The sequence below is a fragment of the Cognatazoarcus halotolerans genome (assembly GCF_009800965.1).
Classification (GTDB): domain Bacteria; phylum Pseudomonadota; class Gammaproteobacteria; order Burkholderiales; family Rhodocyclaceae; genus Cognatazoarcus; species Cognatazoarcus halotolerans.
The window spans coordinates 34,296-50,060 of the sequence record NZ_WUAF01000001.1 but is presented as its reverse complement, the minus strand read 5'-3'; the positions used below and the strand labels follow the sequence as shown (position 1 = coordinate 50,060).

Sequence of the window (15,765 nt, the reverse complement as noted above, 5' to 3'; positions counted from 1 at the left end):
ACCTAGGCGTCGGCCGGGGTGGTCTGGGTCAGCTCTTCCGGCAGGCAGCCCACTGGATTGCCCAGGGTGCCATCCGGCCCGGTCTCGAAGCGCACCAGGTAGATTTCCTGCTCGGGGTCGAGCTGGGCGTGGCCGAAATGCACCACCACCCCGCGCGCGCCGGCCGGCGCAATCACCGCCTCTTCGTCGAAGCCGGGCATGCCGCCATCGTTGAAGATGGGCTCAGCGGCGAACACCATCTCGCCGATCTCGTACTGTTTGACGTTCATCTCGGCTCCCCCTACCAGAGCTCGGCCGGCGCCAGCAGCCGCTCGACCGGGCGGTCACCGAGCAGGTGCTCGTCGATGATGGCGCTTACGTCCGCAGGCGTGACGCCGACGTACATCAGCCCCTCCGGATACACCAGCACGCTCGGCCCGGCCTGGCAGGGGCCAAGACAGCCGGTGTTGGTCAACTGCAGGCCCGACTCCCACAGCTTGCGGGCGGCGAACTCATCCGAAAAAGCCTGCCACACCGGGCCGCAGGCCTTGTCCTGGCAAGAGCCGCGAGGATGTCCGGCCGGACGGCCCTGGACGCAGACGAGGACGTGTTTCTTGGGTTTGGGCATGGCGAGCTCCTTATTGATGCCTTGGGCAAAGCAAGGGGAGTGCCATGGAGGAAGGTGTTATGAATCAGTTGCTTAAGCTCTGGTGGATTGTCGGGTTTGTGACAAGATTGCTGCCTGGCTGGACATACGGTTCCTGCTTCGTCGCCCCGGCGAACGCCGGGGCCCAGGGTTTCGCTCTTCGATGTCTTCCGGTGTGTGCCGCCGATTGGCGGTGATTGGCCGGGACTCGCCCCGGCAGGCGAGTGACTTTCTTGTGGCGACCAGAAAGTCACCAAAGAAGCGCCCCCTGCCGCACCGCCGGCTACGCCGGTTACCTCGCTTCGGTCGCGTCCGGCGGGTCGCGTCGAAACTCGCCCTGCGGGCTCAAACAGCGACGCGACAATTCCCGCCGGCCACGGCCTGCGCTCGGCGGTGCAGAAGGGGAAGGGGTTGCCGGCTCGGCTGCGCCATTGCCGATGGTCGTTGCGGTATCGCTGTGATGAGCCTTTTGATTGGCTGGGTGCGTGTTCTCTGATTCGTCGCCCCGGCGAAGGCCGGGGTCCAGGGTTTTTGCTCTTACCGTTTTCCGAAGTGTGTGGTGCCGATTGGCGGTGATTGGCCGGGACTCGCCCCGGCGGGCGAGTGACTTTCTTGTGGCGACAAGAAAGTCACCAAAGAAGCGCCCCCTGCCGCACCGCCGGCTTCGCCGGTTCCCTCGCTCCGGCCGCGTCCGCCGGGTCGCGTCGAAACTCGCCCTGCGGGCTCAAACAGCGACGCGACAATTCCCGCCGGTCGCGGCCTGCGCTCGGCGGTGCAGAAGGGGAGGGGGCTGGTGGCTCGGCTTCGCCTTTGCCGGTGGTTGCTGCGGTATCGCTGTGACGAGCCTTTTGATTGGCTGGGCGCGTGTTCTTTGATTTGTCGCCCCGGCGAATGCTGGGGTCCAGGGTTTTTGCTCTTACCGTTTTCCGGAGTGTGTGGTGCCGATTGGCGGTGATTGGCCGGGACTCGCCCCGGCGGGCGAGTGACTTTCTTGTGGCGACCAGAAAGTCACCAAAGAAGCGCCCCCTGCCGCACCGCCGGCTACGCCGGTTCTCTCGCTCCGGCCGCGTCCGGCGGGTCGCGTCGAAACTCGCCCTGCGGGCTCAAACAGCGACGCGACAATTCCCGCCGGCCACGGCCTGCGCTCGGCGGTGCAGAAGGGGAGGGGCTGGTGGCTCGGCTTCGCCTTTGCCGGTGGTTGCTGCGGTATCGCTGTGACGAGCCTTTTGATTGGCTGAGCGCGTGTTCTTTGATTCGTCACCCCGGCGAATGCCGGGGCCCAGGGTTTTTGTTTTTACCGTTTTCTGCGATGTGTGCCGCTGACTGGCGGTGATTGGCCGGGACTTGAGTTCCCGATTGCGTGAACTGCTGGATGCGCCGGGCCGATGCCAGCAAGATGGAGCCCTTGCCTCTTCACCCACTTAAGCCATCATTTCCTCTGGTCATCCATTTCATATTGCCGCAGCATGTGGCTTCGCGTGGGTGGGATGCGGCTTGCGGAGCGGTTGGCCCTCACGCTGGCTTTATAGAGGGTGGTGAGTCCCCGGAACCCGCATGACGCGCAACTCGCCCGCGCGTGGTTATGGAAACAGTGGTGGTCACTCCGCGATGTCACGCCGCGCTGGCCAGAGGCATGGTTTTCGGCACGGCCCGCCGCGATGCTGGGTTGACCGCGCCCGCAGTGCGTCGCAACACGTCACCGACAAGGAGGTCTCATGTCCGGATTCATCCGCCGCATCATGGTGTGCGGCTTTGTCTTTGGGGTGCTTGTCCATGTCGCCGATGCCGACGCGGCGCTGCGCTGGGGAGACCAGGGCAGCAAGTGCAATGGCACCCAGCGGGTCGACTACGCCCGGCTGTGGGGGCTGGCGCCGCTGACCGACTGGGTCGGCATCTGCAGGAGAACCAAAGCGGCCGGTGTCAGCGCCAGGGCGGACGGCAAGGTCCCGTCCACCTGTGTGCAGCATGTCGATTCCAGCGTGTGGGGTGAATGGAAGTTCTCCAATCATCCGTCCTGCCAGGTGCAGCCCCCGCCTGCGCCGAGCCTCAGCTGGTCCAATGTCGGTGACAAATGCGAGAACGGTGTGCGCGTCGAATATGCCCGCCTGTGGGGTTTGCAGCCGGGTACCGACTGGGTCGGCATCTGTTCCCGCACCAAGGCAAGTGGGGTCAGCGCACTGAGCGACGGAAAAGTGCCGTCTGTTTGCGTCAACCGCGCACCGGATGGCGTCTGGGGTGAGTGGAAGTACTCGAATCATTCGTCCTGCGCCGCGCGCTGGGGCGATTTCAAGAAAGATCAGTGCGTGCGCAGCGGCTACCGGCAGTGGTCGTCGCGCCTCTGGGAGGCCGGTGCCGATCCGCTGCGCACCTGCCAGAAAACCGCTGCGACGGTGAATGGCCAGCGATTCGTGGCGCCGACGCGATGCAAGAATCTGGGCGTGGGCGGCGTCTGGGGCGAGTTCCACGTCCGGGACGATTCGTGCCCCTTCTGGGGCAACGAGCTCGGTACGGCCGGCGTGGTGCGTGGCGAGTGCGCCGCGCTGAACGTTCGCAAATACTACGCACGCCTGTGGGATATTGCGGGCCGCGAAGACTGGAACGCCGCCTGCCACGCCAAGGCGGCGACGGTGGCCGGCGCCACCACGACGCCGGCGCGCTGCGTGAACAAGGGGCCGCTCGGCATGTGGGGCGAATGGCTTGTTGCGGATAACAGGTGCACCGCCGACAAGCTGCCGCAGGATGCGCGCCGCGAGGCGATCGCGCGGGCAAAGCTCGAAGAGATGCGCGACACCATTCTTTCCAATCTCGACGTGGCTGCGCTCATCAGCCGCGATCAGGGGGTGGCGAGAGAGCTGCAGGCTGGCGATCCCGTGCGGATCGCGAGTTCGGTGCGCAAGGCCGAAGGCGAAGGTGAAGGCGAAGGTGAAGGCGGCAGCGCGCAGCCAACTGGAAGTTTCCCGCGAACGCTGACAGTCGGCGCGGTGGTGTCGACCAAGATCCTGGTCATCGGCGGCAGTGCCGAAGCCGGTGCCGCGATCGACTGGGCCGGGCGCCGTCCAGTGTATGCCTACGGTGCGGCCGGCTATGACTGGGGGCCGGGCATGGCCGCGAGCGGTGGCGTGAACGTCGGATTCTGGGTGTGCCAGAACAACAAGATCGGCGGCGACGTGTGGGGTTGGACCTTCGGCCTGGACGATCTCGGCGCGGCCTTGCTCAAGAAGAACCCCTTCGGCAAGGGGCCCGGCATTGCGCTCGGCCTGTGGTTCAGCTATCCGGACAAGAACGATCCGAACTCGCACGACGAATTCCAGGGCTTCACTCTCACGCCGGGATACGGCGTCGGGGCCGATTTTGTGGGGCTGAACTACGCGACGACCGCGGTCGATGGCGACGAGACGGTCAATTGCGACGGAAGTCCCAAGCAGTAAGGCTCGTCCGGTCGGGGGCTGAACGCCGCGAGCGCTCCTGGCAGGAGTACACCTGGGGCCGTCCGGTTGGGCGGCGCGAGGGTGTCCGCGGCCCGTGATGGATGGGGCGCGGGACGCGTTGTCGGGTGTCTTTACTTTCCACCGCTGGCGGGTCAAATTCCGTGGCGAACACGGGGCGCGTGGTGTGACCCGGGTGCCGAGTAAACGGAGTCGTCGATGTGCTTTCATGGAACGCTGATCCGCTTTGCCGTGCTCGCGAGCCTGTTGCTCTCCAGCGGGGTACGCGCCGGTGGTGTGCCAGGCTCGATTCCGTCGGCTGCGCCGGGTTGCGGCGTTGATGCACCTCCGCCGGATGCGGGCGCTTACGTCACGCCGGGCGGCTTCTTGCTGGTGTATCCGCGAAACGCCGCGCTTCCGGACAACTACAGCGGCTGTAAGACGCTGTGGGTGGTGCAGGGGCCGGGCTCGCTGCCGCGACTGATGCGACTGTACTTCCTCGAGGGGCGGCTCACCGCGGCCGAAGCTTATGACGGACGCGGCGGCGGTGCAGCGTCGGCGACATGCTCCGCACCCTTCGACGCCCCCGGCTGCGAGGGCGTGGCCGACTCGCCGCTGACGGCCCTGCGCCTCGCGACCTGGCCGCGGCTGTGCATCGATAACGCCGAAGCCCCTGCATGTTCCGCGGAGCCGGAGTGATCGGCCGTTTCGGCGTCGCCTTGCTCGCCAGCCTGCTCCTGTCAGGCGGGGCCTTGGCCGACCCTGCCTTCGAGGCCTTCCTGCCGCGCTTTCGCGCCGCCGTGGCAACCGGGGATGCGGCTGGTCTGGCCGATCTGACCCGGCTTCCCTTTCTCTACGAAGGCAAGCCCCACGACCGCGCCGCTTTCACCCGTATCATGCCGGTCCTGTTCGATGCGCCGGTACGGCGCTGCCTCGCCGCGGCGCGGCCGCTCGTCGAGGACGACGCGCAGGTCGTGTTCTGCCCGCCGCTGGCCTTCTATTTCCGCAAGGGCGATGACGGCCGCTATCGTCTCGACGAATTCGCGGCGGACGGAGAGGACGCGCCATGAACTGGCAGACGGTTTACCAGATCGACGGCTCCGGTGACGGGAGTTCATTCCTGCCCTTTCTCTACGTCGGGCTTGGCGCGCTGCTCCTTGCCCTCGTCCTCTACCTGCGTGCCCGCGCTGCCAAAAGGGGGCGAGGCACGCCCACCGTGGTGGCGATCTTCGGTGTGCTCGTCGCCGGACTCGGCTACGGCATGAACACCTGGGACCAGGGGCGGCTTGCGCGGATGCTGGCGAGCGGCGAGGTGTTGAGTGTGGAAGGGCCGGTGAGTGCCCATCAGGTTTGGCGTGAGGACATCACCAACCCGAAGAAGGACATCGGTCGCCGCTACCGCACCTGGGAGACCATCACCGTCGGCACGACGTCCTTCATCTGGAGCCCCGGTGCAGTGGAGCCGGCCTTCACCAATGCGCAGCTGCCCCCGGTGGCCTTCCGGGATGGGCTGATGGTGCGTGTCACCTATGTCGAGGACGTCGCCGGCGAAGCCCATCAGCGGCGCATCCTGCGTCTGGAAACAGGGCCGGATGCGCCGGTCGGGGCGCTGCCTGACGCACCCTTTCCGTCGCTCGCCCCGGATGGGCATTTGCCGTCGCGCTGAGCGCAAGAGCGCGCGGCGAGGGGCCGTCGCTCACCCGACCGGCGAGGGGCTGCGGCATTGCAGCCGCGGCCGCCGCCGCGTCTTGCGGTCGCTGTTGGATGCGACTAAATAGAGAGGAGTGGAGTGATGTTTGAAGGCCCGACCGGGTGATCCGCTTGTTGCGAGGTGCCCTGATTGACCATGCCCGTCTACGTTGGATACGGAGACCGTGATGTCGCGTCGTAGCTCGCGCCGGCGGACGCGGATGGCCATGTTGATGGTGGCGACTTCCATATCGATACCGCAGTCGGGCCACGCCGGCTTCGACGCGCTCGATCCGCTCGGTGTGATGAGAGAGAAGGTTCATGCGATCACGGTGGAAGTGGCGCCAGGCGATTGGGGCGATGTCGACCCCCGCGACGTGCAGCTCGTACTTGAATCAGTCGCGAAAGAATTCCTGGCCGGCAGCGTCGGCGTGGAAAAGGATCTGAAGTTCAGGGTCATGCCCCGTAGCGGGGCGCCCCGGGTACTTTACGATCGGGGCGTCAGCGGTGAATACCAGATCCTGTTGACCGCGCGCGACGAGCGGTGGTTTCAGTATGCGTACCAGTTTGCCCACGAGCTGTGTCACGTTGCATCGAACTTCGACCGCAAGCTGCGCGTCGATGACGATCACGGGAGCGCCAATCAGTGGTTTGAGGAGGCATTGTGCGAGACCGCCTCGCTCTATACCCTGATGCGGCTCGCGGTGAGGTGGCGGACGCTTCCGCCGACACGCAACTGGATCGGCTACGGTGACACGTTTGCTGCCTACGCCGAAAAACTCGTTCAAGAGCCACATCGCCAACTGGGCCACCGCTCGCTGAGCGAATGGTATTCGGAGAACTCCGATTCCTTACGGCACAACCCCTACATGAGGGAAAAGAACGAGATCGTCGCCGGCCAACTGCTGCCGCTCTTTGAAGAACATCCCGAATACTGGAGGGCGATCGCCTATCTGAACCCGAATGCGGCCAGTAGCGCGAAACCGTTCGCCGCGTATCTGGCCGACTGGTATGCAGCCTCCCCCGACAAAGCGCTGCCGGCGCGGGTGTTCGCCCGCTTCGGTCTTGAGAACGTCGCCGGGGCATCCTTGGATACCGGCGAGGGCGCTAAGACGGGGGGTACGCAGAATCAGGCCGCTCCGCACGACAATGCCGTTCTCGGCCCGGGCGGGGACTGACAGCGGTGATCGCAACGGGCTGACGAGCAATTCGCCACCGCGGCGGTCCTCACTAGCGCCCCCCGATACCTCCGACCACCTTGACGTGGAGCGCACGAACCTCAGGGGCGTCCGCGCTCGCCAGAGCCCGCACGAGCGCCTCATCGAGAAGCGACGCTCCGCCGACAACGGCTCGCGCGGCAGAGGCCACCCAAGGCTCGCGCCAATCAAGACGTCGCGCTAATACGCCTCGTATCTCTGCTTTTCCTGGATCACGCGATTCACCGCATCAACATAGCCATTCATCCAGCGCGATCCGGTATCGGGAAGCCTGAAACCCGCCAGATAGCCGTCGAAACCGTCCAGCGGCCCATTGGGGCCGGCAGCACCATACGGTTCGCTGTGCTGTTTGTAGGCAAGTTCCTGATTCAGCGTCTCGACGTACGAGTCGAACCACCCTGAACCGGTGTCCCGCGAACTCATCATGGTCCCGAGCATCTGGTTGAAGGCTTCGTCAGAACCCGACGGGCCAGCCTGTACGGTGGATGGAAGGAACAACACGGTTGCACAAAATGCTGCAGCAACCGGAGCCAGGCCAGTTTTGCATTTCCACATGACGCCCTCCTCTTCGAGCCGATGTGCCCAATCCGGGACAGGCCGCGGAGGATTCCGCGCAGGCGGATCGCCATCACGAAAATGATCCCGTCCCTTCGCCGATTGATGGCTCGACTCTTCGGTATAGATTCGGTACCGAGCTAACGCAAATGCACCCGGCGCGTCTCGCGCTGTGCGGTGCGGCCCAGTCGTGCGAGCGAATACAAGCCCCGTCCTGAAGCAGACAGGATCGCGGGACGGTCTCATCGAAGAAAGAGAGCAAGACCAAATGTTTCCGCCCGCAGGATTTCAGCCTCGCGGACAATCACAGCCACTGCATCGGCTCGGCCCGCAAGCGGCTGCATTCCAATGGATCGGACTGCACGATCGGCGGGCGCAAGGCAAGCAGATTCTGCAAGGTGGTACGTGACTGCTTGCCGTGTGCGTTACGTGGCCAGTGTCCGAGGAAACCCGATACAACAAAGGCGCGCCACGTCGCCTTCTTAATGGCCAAGCGGAGCGGCACCGAGAGCTATACCGACCGGATGAAACGCCGGATCGACTTAGAAGAAGGAAAGCGCTTGATCGCGGCGCGCTTTGCCACGGTCGCACAGGTGTTCGGCAACCTGAGGCACAACAAGCTGCTGACTCGCTTTACGCTACGCGGAAAGGGCAAGGTCGATGGGCAGTGGGAGCTCTACTACATGGGGCACAACGTCGAAAAGCTGGCGTATCACGGGTATGCGGGATAGATTGGCGGGAACAGAGTCGAACGGCGCACCAACCCCGTCAGATAGCGCCAAGGAAATGCATATGACGGTGCGACAACGGAGACGCTGAAGGATGGAATTCTCGATAAAGCCGGTCGTGGCCGGTGGCGTCAACTTGACCCGGAAACGGGTTTTTCTACAGCGTCGTTAGACGTCATTTCACCGGTCTATGACTATCCTCACTGTTCAAGCGCTGGAGTTCGCTCGAGAGCACATCGAGAAATTTTACGACTCGGACTTCTTCCCCAAACCGCCAGAATTCGGAGCCTTGTGGCACCAATGGGACGAAGTGAAGAAGGAACTGACGTCCAAGAACGTAAACAAGCTCTGGGTCACATCTCCTCGAGCTATGACGATCGCGAAGCCCAAGGCAGGGTTTCGGGTCGTGCATCAGCTGGAACCGCTGGACGCGCTGGTCTACTCGGCTCTCGCGTGTCACGTGGCTGCAGGCGTCGAGGCCGCGCGAATGCCTATCGAAATGCACATTGCCTGCTCGTACCGCTTTCATATTGCGGACGGCAGCTACTTCGCAGGTGGCTCGGGCTGGACGAACTTCACCAACAAGACCGAGGAACTTGCCGCAAAGTTCTCACAAGTCCTGGTAACGGACATCACCGACTTCTACAACCAGATCTACCTCCACCGTCTGAATAACGGAATTGAGGCAGCAGACCCTGCTCTCAAGCCGACCGCTGACGACATCGAGACGTTCCTGTCGATGCTGAACGAAAGGGCGTCTCAAGGGGTTCCAGTAGGCCCGGCTGCCAGCATCGTGATGGCAGAGGCAGTGCTAATCGACGTGGACGTCTTCTTGCGCGATCAAGGCGTCCCTCATACCCGGTATGTAGATGACTTTCGCATCTTCTCCAACTCGCCGCGTCAGTTGCTGCAGGTGCTGGAGCGGCTCACCTTATACCTGTATGAGAATCACCGACTGACCCTCTCCTCTGACAAGACGTTGGTTATGGACTCGGAAACCTACGTCAAGGAGCATTTGCACAACACATACGCCGAAGAGAAGATCACGCTTCTCGAAACTTTAGAGGTGTTTAACCCGTACACCGACGATATCGAGGAAGTTGAGGTTGAGATTGACGACGAGGAAATTGAGAACGTACAACTGCGGGCCGCGATCGAGAGGGTTCTTGCATACGAGCACCTAGACTTGGGGCTGGCCCGCAGCGTTATTCGTACGGCCAGGCGACACAAAATCTCGGCTATAGCCGGGCACCTACTCGAGAATTTCGATTTTTTTGTCCCGGTGGTGAACGACGTTGCGCTTTACCTCCACGAAGTGACGGACGAAGAAATAGCGACAGTGCTTCTTCCGCATCTCGAGGGCATTGTCGATTCGACCGCACTAGACAGTCAGCTGGTTCGCTTCTGGATGGAGTGGTATGTCGCGCAGCACGCAACTTACATGGGTACGCCCACGCTTCACAGGCTTGTGTTCGGTGGACCTAACATTGAAAACCAGGCGCTTGCGGCCATAGCAACCAAGAACATCGCTTGGGTGAGGAGCCACAAAGCAGGCGTCTACAACTTGGGCGGCTGGGCGCGCCGGGCGATACTGAATGCATCGAGAGTCCTACCGAGCGATGAACGTGAACACTGGCTGAAACTGTTCATTAACAACTCACCTGTCGTTCTGGACAGATGGGTGGCGAAGTGGGTGCTGGAGACGGCGTGACGCCTAATCGGTCGTATATGGACTCCCTCGTAAATCAAGACGGATCGTGTTTTTGACGTTTCGGGATGAATCACCTGCAGTCGTATATCCGGCATCTGTGGTGGGTTCTGAGTGACCCGTGCCGACATCGAATCTGCCCGCGAAGCGCCAATCGTTACAGGCGGCTGCTGGAGAGCCGGAAGTGTTATCGGTGTTCTGTCGCGTGGGTACGACCCGGTTTGCCATGATGAGCGATCAGTTTCGGCGCAAGTAGTGAGAAGAAACGGTGAATTGGGCAGGCGGCGATGGTGAAGGCGCCGCTACAAACGGGGGTTCCAGATTTGTCGCTCAACCAGCTCGGCCCCTCGCGCCATGCGCCAGCACCTTGATCCAGGCCTGGCGGCGCGAGGGGCGAGCCGATTCGTCAGGCCAATATCTTTCTCAAGCTCCGCGTGGCGGGTGGTGCTGATGGCCCCCGTCGCATTGGTGCTTTCAAGTTGCGTCTACTTCGATCGCATCGACTATCCGGAAGACTGGGGAAAAAGCGCAGAGGGCGTTCTCGCGGACGGTTGTCCGGATTTGTCCGGCACATATCAAACTCGCGCGACACAGGCTCATCCGGCGGGGTTGGGGAGTTTTCCGACGCTCGATGAGGTACTCGGGCCGGGCGGCCTGGGTGATATGTATGGGAGAGACAAGTCCTGGCCCGCGCTGCCCGGCGCAACAACGGCCACGCTCAGGTCGGAGGGGAACTGGCTCCATGTTCAGTTCCGCAACGAGGCCGGCGGCACTGCCGAGCTTCGGTTCAAGTGGAAGCACTGGTGGGGCGGCACGGTCGAAGGCGCCGATGCGATGTATCAGTGCCTGAAGCTGGAGCAGGGCGCCGCGCTGGGGATCGATGGTTCGCGGAGGCCAGGCTTTGCTGTGCCTTATGCGTTCCACCCAAGCGACGCGGCTGTCGTTCTGCTGTCCAGAGGTGCGGACGGCTCGCTGACCGTGAATTACCGTACTGCCCGGGTCGGCATCGAGCGGAGCATGATCGGCAGCTACGCCGGGTGGCTTGGCGGCATCTGGTGGCGCTACCCTCAGGTTGCCTCGGACCGATGAATCTTCATCCGGGCACTCGTGGGCGAGCATCGTTGCGGGCGGCGTGGCCGGGCCGGCGCTTGCCCGCGTCGCTGTTCCTCTGCTGAGTCATGCAAGGCCGGGGCGTTTGCGCCGGCAAGGCGTGCTCAATCCCCCCAGGATGACCCCGACTGCGGCAGCAAAGTCGTCCACCACCAGCGCCGGTCGCACGTCCGGGTTGCTGTCGTCGCCGGCGCGGAACTTGCCGGTTCTTACCAGGATGCCGGGGATTCCTGCCCGCTGGGCGCCGCCGATGTCGTCGTGAAGGTCGTCGCCGATCAGCACCGCGTCGGCCGGCGCAAGGCCGAGGTCGTGCAGGGTGCTGAGGAAGAAGGGGCTGGCGGGCTTGCCGACGACTTCGGCCTGCGTGCCGGCGGCATACTCGAGCGCGGCGACGAAGGTGCCGAGGTCGAGGGTCAGGCCGTCGCTTTCCTTGAAGTAGCGGTTGCGCGCCATCGCGATCAGCGGCAGGCCCTGCATGAGCAGACGGAAGGCGGTGTTGAGCGCATCGAAGCTGAAGTGCGGGCCGGCGTCGCCGAGTACCACCACGTCGGGGTCGGGGTCGGAGGGGCCCATCTCGGCTTCGATGTCGGGGTGGATCAGGTAATGCGCGCGCAGGCCGCGTTCCGCCACGATCTGGCGGGTGGCGAGGGCGGCGGTGTGGACTTCGGCAGCGTCGAGTGCAAAGCCGAGGCCTTGCAGCAGGTCGACGATGGCCCGGCGTGGCGAGCGGGTGGTGTTGGTCAGGAAGCGCAGCGGCAGGCCGCTGGCACGCAGCCTGGCGAGCGCCGCAACCGCGCCGGGGATCGCCTCGTCGCCAACGTGCAGCACGCCGGCGAGGTCGATCAGGACGGCCTGGGGTTTGTCCGGCAAGTTCATGTGCGCCTCCGCTTGCTGTTCCGGATTCCGCCCGGGGGCGCGAAGTGTGCCGAAGCGCTCCCGTACTCAGCGGATCTTTGAGCAAGATACATGCCTCGCGGCGGACCCGGCAGGGGAGGTGCCGGCCGCTGCCGACGTATCCGCCCGCATTCCGTATTCTCGACGGCTCGATGCGGTACCGCATGACGCGTGAAACATGTCCGGCTGGCTTCCGCATTGCGGCCGAAGCGTTCGGACGCACTTTCGCGGTGCATTCCGGCAATTTCCTCAACGTCGATTGCGACGGGCCCGTCGGTGGCGCGCAGCGGGCATTCGTGGCGAGGTCGAAGCCGCGGCAACGGTTTGCGGAGGAAGGCGGGAGGGCGGAGGCGGGGCGACCTGCGGGCCGCTTTGAACGATAATCGCGCTATTTTGGAGCGGAAGATGCGCGTTCAGCAATCTCCGGAAGACATCGGCAAATGCGGCTGCGGGCGCCGGGAGTACTGCGATGGCAGCCATGGCCTGAGCGAAGCGCAGTGGCAGGCGGTGGTGGAACGTGAGCGGAAGGCTGCCCTTGAAAAGGATGGCGAGACCGGTCAGGCCACGGCAGAGTCCTCCGACGAGCGTGCCTGAGGCATCGCATACCACCGTTCAGAACTGCTTCACTTCGATGTTGAGCGTCTGGATGCGGTAGGCGATCTGCCTGGGCGTCATGCCGAGCAGCCGCGCGGCCTTGGCCTGGACCCAGCCTGCCTGCTCCAGCGCGCCGATCACGCGCTCGCGTTCCGACAGATTCGGGTCGTCGAGGTCGATCATCGGCGGCTGAGCGCCGGGCGGCTCGGCGCGGGTCATCGGTGCGACGTTGGAGGGCGGACGCGGGGCGCTGCGCTCGCGCCCACCGGGGAAGCGGATCAGGTCCACGTCGATGAGGCCGTCCTCGGAGAGCACCGCGGCACGCTCGAGGCAGTTCTCGAGTTCGCGTACGTTGCCCGGCCAGGGATGGTGGGCGAGCCGCCGCTGGGCCATGTCGGTGAGCGTCAGCTTGCGCCGCTGGTTGGTCCCGATCTTGGCAATGAGGTGCTGGGCGATCTCGGGGATGTCCTCGACGCGGTCGCGCAGCGGGGGCAGGTTGAGCGGCATGACATTGAGGCGGTAGAACAGGTCCTCGCGGAAATCGCCCATCTCGACCGCGGTCTCGAGATCGCGATGGGTGGCGGCGATCAGCCGCACGTCCACCTTGATCGAACGGCTGCCGCCGACCCGCTCGAATTCGCCCTCCTGCAGCACCCGCAGCAGCTTGGCCTGGAAGGCGGGCGAGATCTCGCCGATCTCGTCGAGGAACAGCGAGCCGCCGTGGGCCTGCTCGAAGCGGCCCTTGCGGGCCTCCACCGCGCCGGTGAAGGCGCCGCGTTCGTGGCCGAAAAGTTCGGATTCCAGCAGGTTCTCGGGCAGGGCGGCGCAGTTGAGCTTGACGAAGGGGTTGCGCGCGCGCGGCGAATTGTAGTGGATGGCGTTGGCGATGAGCTCCTTGCCGGTGCCGGTCTCGCCGCGGATCAGCACCGTGGTGTTCCACTTGGCGACCAGCCGTGCCTGGTCGAACACGCGGCGCATCAGTGCCGAGCGGCCAACCACGCTGTCGAAGCCGTACTGGTGGCGCACCGTGCGGCGCAGATCGTCGCGCTCCTCGAGCAGGCTCGTCTTTTCCTGCTCGATCTCGGTAGCGAGGCGAAGGTTCTGGCCGATCAGCCCGGCCACCATCTCGACGAACTGTGCGCGCTCGTCGAGCAGGCCGTCGTCGGGGGTTTCCGGCTGGACCGCGAGGACGCCCTGGAGTTCGCCGCCAACGCGGATCGGCACCGCGATGAAGGGCAGCTGTGGCCGGTAGACGCCGAGCCGGTTGAGAAAGCGCGGTTCGTCGGCAATGCGACGCAGCTTGATGGTGCGCGGTTTGTCGAGCATCTGCCCGAGCACGCCTTCGCCCGCCTGATAACGGATTTCCGGCAACACGCCACTGTCCGGGTTGTGAAGCGCATGCGCGGTGAGATAGCCCGTGTCGTTGTCGACTACACCGATCAGTCCGGATGCAAGCGAGGCTTCTTCGTGCAGCACGCGCAGCACTTCGCTCAGTGTCTCGTTGAAATCCAGCGAGCGGCTGAGGGCGCGACTGACCGCATAGAGCGCGCCGAGCAGCAGATGATTGAGCTCGTGCGAGCGGCAGAAGCCGGTGGCCGGATTGATGTCGGCGACCGGATGGATCTGGTTGCAGGCGGGGGTGCGGGAGTCGGTCTTCGTCATATCGGATCGCCGTCCACCCGGAATTCGACGAGCGCGGTGCAGCCACCGCCGGGACTCTGTACCAGATCGATGATGCCGCCGTGGTCCGACACCACCTGCTGGGCGCGCGACAGCCCGGTGCCGAGGTGAGCGCGGCCGCTGCTCTTATTGCTGAAGAAGGGTTCGAAGGCCTTGTGACGCAGCTCTGCCGGAATGCCTGGCCCCGAATCGGCAATCGTCACCACGATGCGATCGTTGCGGACGTCGCTGGCGACGGTGAGTTCGCGCCGGTTCCAGCCCTTGACGTTCATTGCTTCGATGGCGTTATCCACGAGTGCCTTGAAGAGCATGCGAAGCTGCAGCGGACACCCCTGCACCGCGGGAAGCGTTCCGGTCGGCCGCCAGTCGACGGTGATGCCTGCGGCGAGCATCCTTGCGGTGCTGATCTCGAGCACGTCGCGCAGGATCTCGTTGAGGTTGATGCCCAGGCGGATCTCGCGCGGCATCGGCGGGATCACGTTGCGCAACTCCTCCATGTGGGTTCGGCTTTCGGCCAGCGCGTCTTCGAGCACCTGGGCAACCACCGGGTCGCGGCGGCGCAGGACGCCGATCGCCGAGGCCATCATGTTCATCGGCCCGTCGAGGCGGAACAGCGCCGCGGAGAGTCCCTCGCGCACGGCCGCCGTGCGTTCCTCCTCGGTGAGCGCCACCCGCAACGCCGCCGCACGGTCGCGTTCGCGGCTTTCACGCAGGCTGGTGACGTCCGAGATCACGAGCAGCAGCCCGGGCTGGCCGGTGGTGCAGAAATAGCTGTCGGCGCAGTCGCTCTGCAGATCGACCGGCGATACCGTGGCGGACAGCCAGCGCGTGCGCCCGCCCAGGCGGTCGATGCACGCTTCGCCGCTGAATGCGGCGCATCGGGCGGGGTCGTTCGTGAAGATGCTCCGCCAGGCGGGTTCCAGCGCGTCGAGGATGCAGTGGGCCGGTTCGGGAACCTGCAGGTCGGAGACCAGTTTCTTGTATTCCTGGTTGTCGAGGATGACCCGACCCTGCTGGTCGAGCAGCGCGAGGGCCATCGGCGCCGCGTCCACGGCGGTTTCGATGAGCAGCTTCTGGTTGCGCACGACGCGTTCGAGGCGGTGCAGTTCGGTGACGTCGCGGTGGATGCCGAGGAAGTGGGAGGTGCGACCACCCGCGTCGACCACCGGCGAGATGCTGACGTCGGCGAGATAGAGCGCGCCATCCTTGCGGCGATTGAGCAGGCGGCCGGTCCATGCGCGCTGCTCGCTCAGCCGTGACCACATCTCTTTGTAGAGTGCGGGCGGGGTGGTGTGATTCGAGAGCACCGATTCGTTCTGGCCGATCAGTTCGGTCGGCGCGTAGCCGGTGACGCGCGAGAAGGCCTCGTTGGCGAAGAGGATGTTGGCGTGCGGATCGGTGATGGAGATTGCGATATCCGCCTGGTCCACCGCCTGGCGATAAGCCTCGGTCGGAAGATCCGGGGTGGATTCCTGGGCAGGGTGCCTTCCGCGCGATAGTGCCGACATGGTGCGTTGCCTCGATGAGGAGATGCCGTGGA

15 protein-coding genes are annotated in these 15,765 nt (G+C 64.4%); 9 read left to right on the top strand and 6 right to left on the bottom strand.

Annotated elements, in window-relative coordinates; translation table 11 throughout:
• Window positions 1–2 precede the first annotated feature (2 nt).
• Window positions 3–269: a nitrogen fixation protein NifZ gene (locus GQB03_RS00275; protein WP_159682602.1), complete on the bottom strand. Its 267-nt coding sequence runs from the start codon at window positions 267–269 to the stop codon at window positions 3–5.
• Window positions 270–280: 11 nt separating this feature from the next.
• Entirely contained in the window at window positions 281–607 is a 327-nt protein-coding gene (locus tag GQB03_RS00270) for a (2Fe-2S) ferredoxin domain-containing protein (protein WP_159682597.1), read from the bottom strand.
• A 1,733-nt stretch (window positions 608–2,340) separates the two neighbouring features.
• Between GQB03_RS00270 and GQB03_RS00265 the strand changes: the two genes are divergently transcribed.
• From GQB03_RS00265 to GQB03_RS00245, 5 genes are all read left to right on the top strand, one after another.
• A complete protein-coding gene (locus GQB03_RS00265; protein ID WP_159682593.1) occupies window positions 2,341–4,053 on the top strand; it encodes a hypothetical protein in 1,713 nt (570 codons plus the stop codon).
• 216 nt (window positions 4,054–4,269) lie between these two features.
• Window positions 4,270–4,749 (top strand): hypothetical protein, encoded by a 480-nt coding sequence (locus tag GQB03_RS00260; protein WP_159682590.1) that lies wholly within the window; start codon window positions 4,270–4,272, stop codon window positions 4,747–4,749.
• Window positions 4,746–5,120 (top strand): hypothetical protein, encoded by a 375-nt coding sequence (locus GQB03_RS00255; protein WP_200832052.1) that lies wholly within the window; start codon window positions 4,746–4,748, stop codon window positions 5,118–5,120. Before GQB03_RS00260 ends, GQB03_RS00255 begins: the two co-directional genes overlap by 4 nt.
• Window positions 5,117–5,716 (top strand): hypothetical protein, encoded by a 600-nt coding sequence (locus GQB03_RS00250; RefSeq protein ID WP_159682584.1) that lies wholly within the window; start codon window positions 5,117–5,119, stop codon window positions 5,714–5,716. The genes GQB03_RS00255 and GQB03_RS00250 overlap by 4 nt, the downstream gene beginning before the upstream one ends.
• A gap of 244 nt (window positions 5,717–5,960) precedes the next feature.
• On the top strand, window positions 5,961–6,917 hold the full coding sequence (locus GQB03_RS00245; RefSeq protein ID WP_159682580.1) for a hypothetical protein: 957 nt from the start codon (window positions 5,961–5,963) through the stop codon (window positions 6,915–6,917).
• 219 nt (window positions 6,918–7,136) lie between these two features.
• Here the strand turns inward: GQB03_RS00245 and GQB03_RS00240 are convergent, their stop codons facing one another.
• Window positions 7,137–7,511, bottom strand: coding sequence for a hypothetical protein (locus GQB03_RS00240; protein WP_159682578.1), 375 nt, complete (start codon window positions 7,509–7,511; stop codon window positions 7,137–7,139).
• Window positions 7,512–7,909: 398 nt separating this feature from the next.
• On the opposite strand from GQB03_RS00240, the gene GQB03_RS00235 reads away from it, so the two are divergent.
• The 3 genes from GQB03_RS00235 (at window position 7,910) to GQB03_RS00225 (ending at window position 11,036) form a co-directional block, all read left to right on the top strand.
• A complete protein-coding gene (locus tag GQB03_RS00235) occupies window positions 7,910–8,242 on the top strand; it encodes a transposase (RefSeq protein ID WP_159682575.1) in 333 nt (110 codons plus the stop codon).
• 187 nt (window positions 8,243–8,429) lie between these two features.
• A complete protein-coding gene (locus GQB03_RS00230; protein WP_159682573.1) occupies window positions 8,430–9,950 on the top strand; it encodes an RNA-directed DNA polymerase in 1,521 nt (506 codons plus the stop codon).
• A 447-nt stretch (window positions 9,951–10,397) separates the two neighbouring features.
• Entirely contained in the window at window positions 10,398–11,036 is a 639-nt protein-coding gene (locus GQB03_RS00225; RefSeq protein ID WP_159682572.1) for a hypothetical protein, read from the top strand.
• An 87-nt stretch (window positions 11,037–11,123) separates the two neighbouring features.
• Here GQB03_RS00225 and GQB03_RS00220 read toward each other — a convergent pair whose 3' ends face one another.
• On the bottom strand, window positions 11,124–11,933 hold the full coding sequence (locus GQB03_RS00220) for a TIGR01458 family HAD-type hydrolase (RefSeq protein WP_159682569.1): 810 nt from the start codon (window positions 11,931–11,933) through the stop codon (window positions 11,124–11,126).
• Window positions 11,934–12,356: 423 nt separating this feature from the next.
• Between GQB03_RS00220 and GQB03_RS00215 the strand changes: the two genes are divergently transcribed.
• The gene (locus GQB03_RS00215; RefSeq protein WP_159682567.1) at window positions 12,357–12,545 is read left to right on the top strand and encodes a hypothetical protein; all 189 of its coding nucleotides are present in this window, start codon (window positions 12,357–12,359) and stop codon (window positions 12,543–12,545) included.
• Between the two features lie 18 nt (window positions 12,546–12,563).
• Here the strand turns inward: GQB03_RS00215 and nifA are convergent, their stop codons facing one another.
• Together nifA and nifL are read right to left on the bottom strand one after the other, a co-directional pair.
• A complete protein-coding gene (gene nifA, locus GQB03_RS00210) occupies window positions 12,564–14,207 on the bottom strand; it encodes a nif-specific transcriptional activator NifA (RefSeq protein WP_159682565.1) in 1,644 nt (547 codons plus the stop codon).
• Window positions 14,204–15,733, bottom strand: coding sequence for a nitrogen fixation negative regulator NifL (gene nifL, locus GQB03_RS00205; RefSeq protein ID WP_159682561.1), 1,530 nt, complete (start codon window positions 15,731–15,733; stop codon window positions 14,204–14,206). Before nifL ends, nifA begins: the two co-directional genes overlap by 4 nt.
• Window positions 15,734–15,765: the final 32 nt, after the last annotated feature.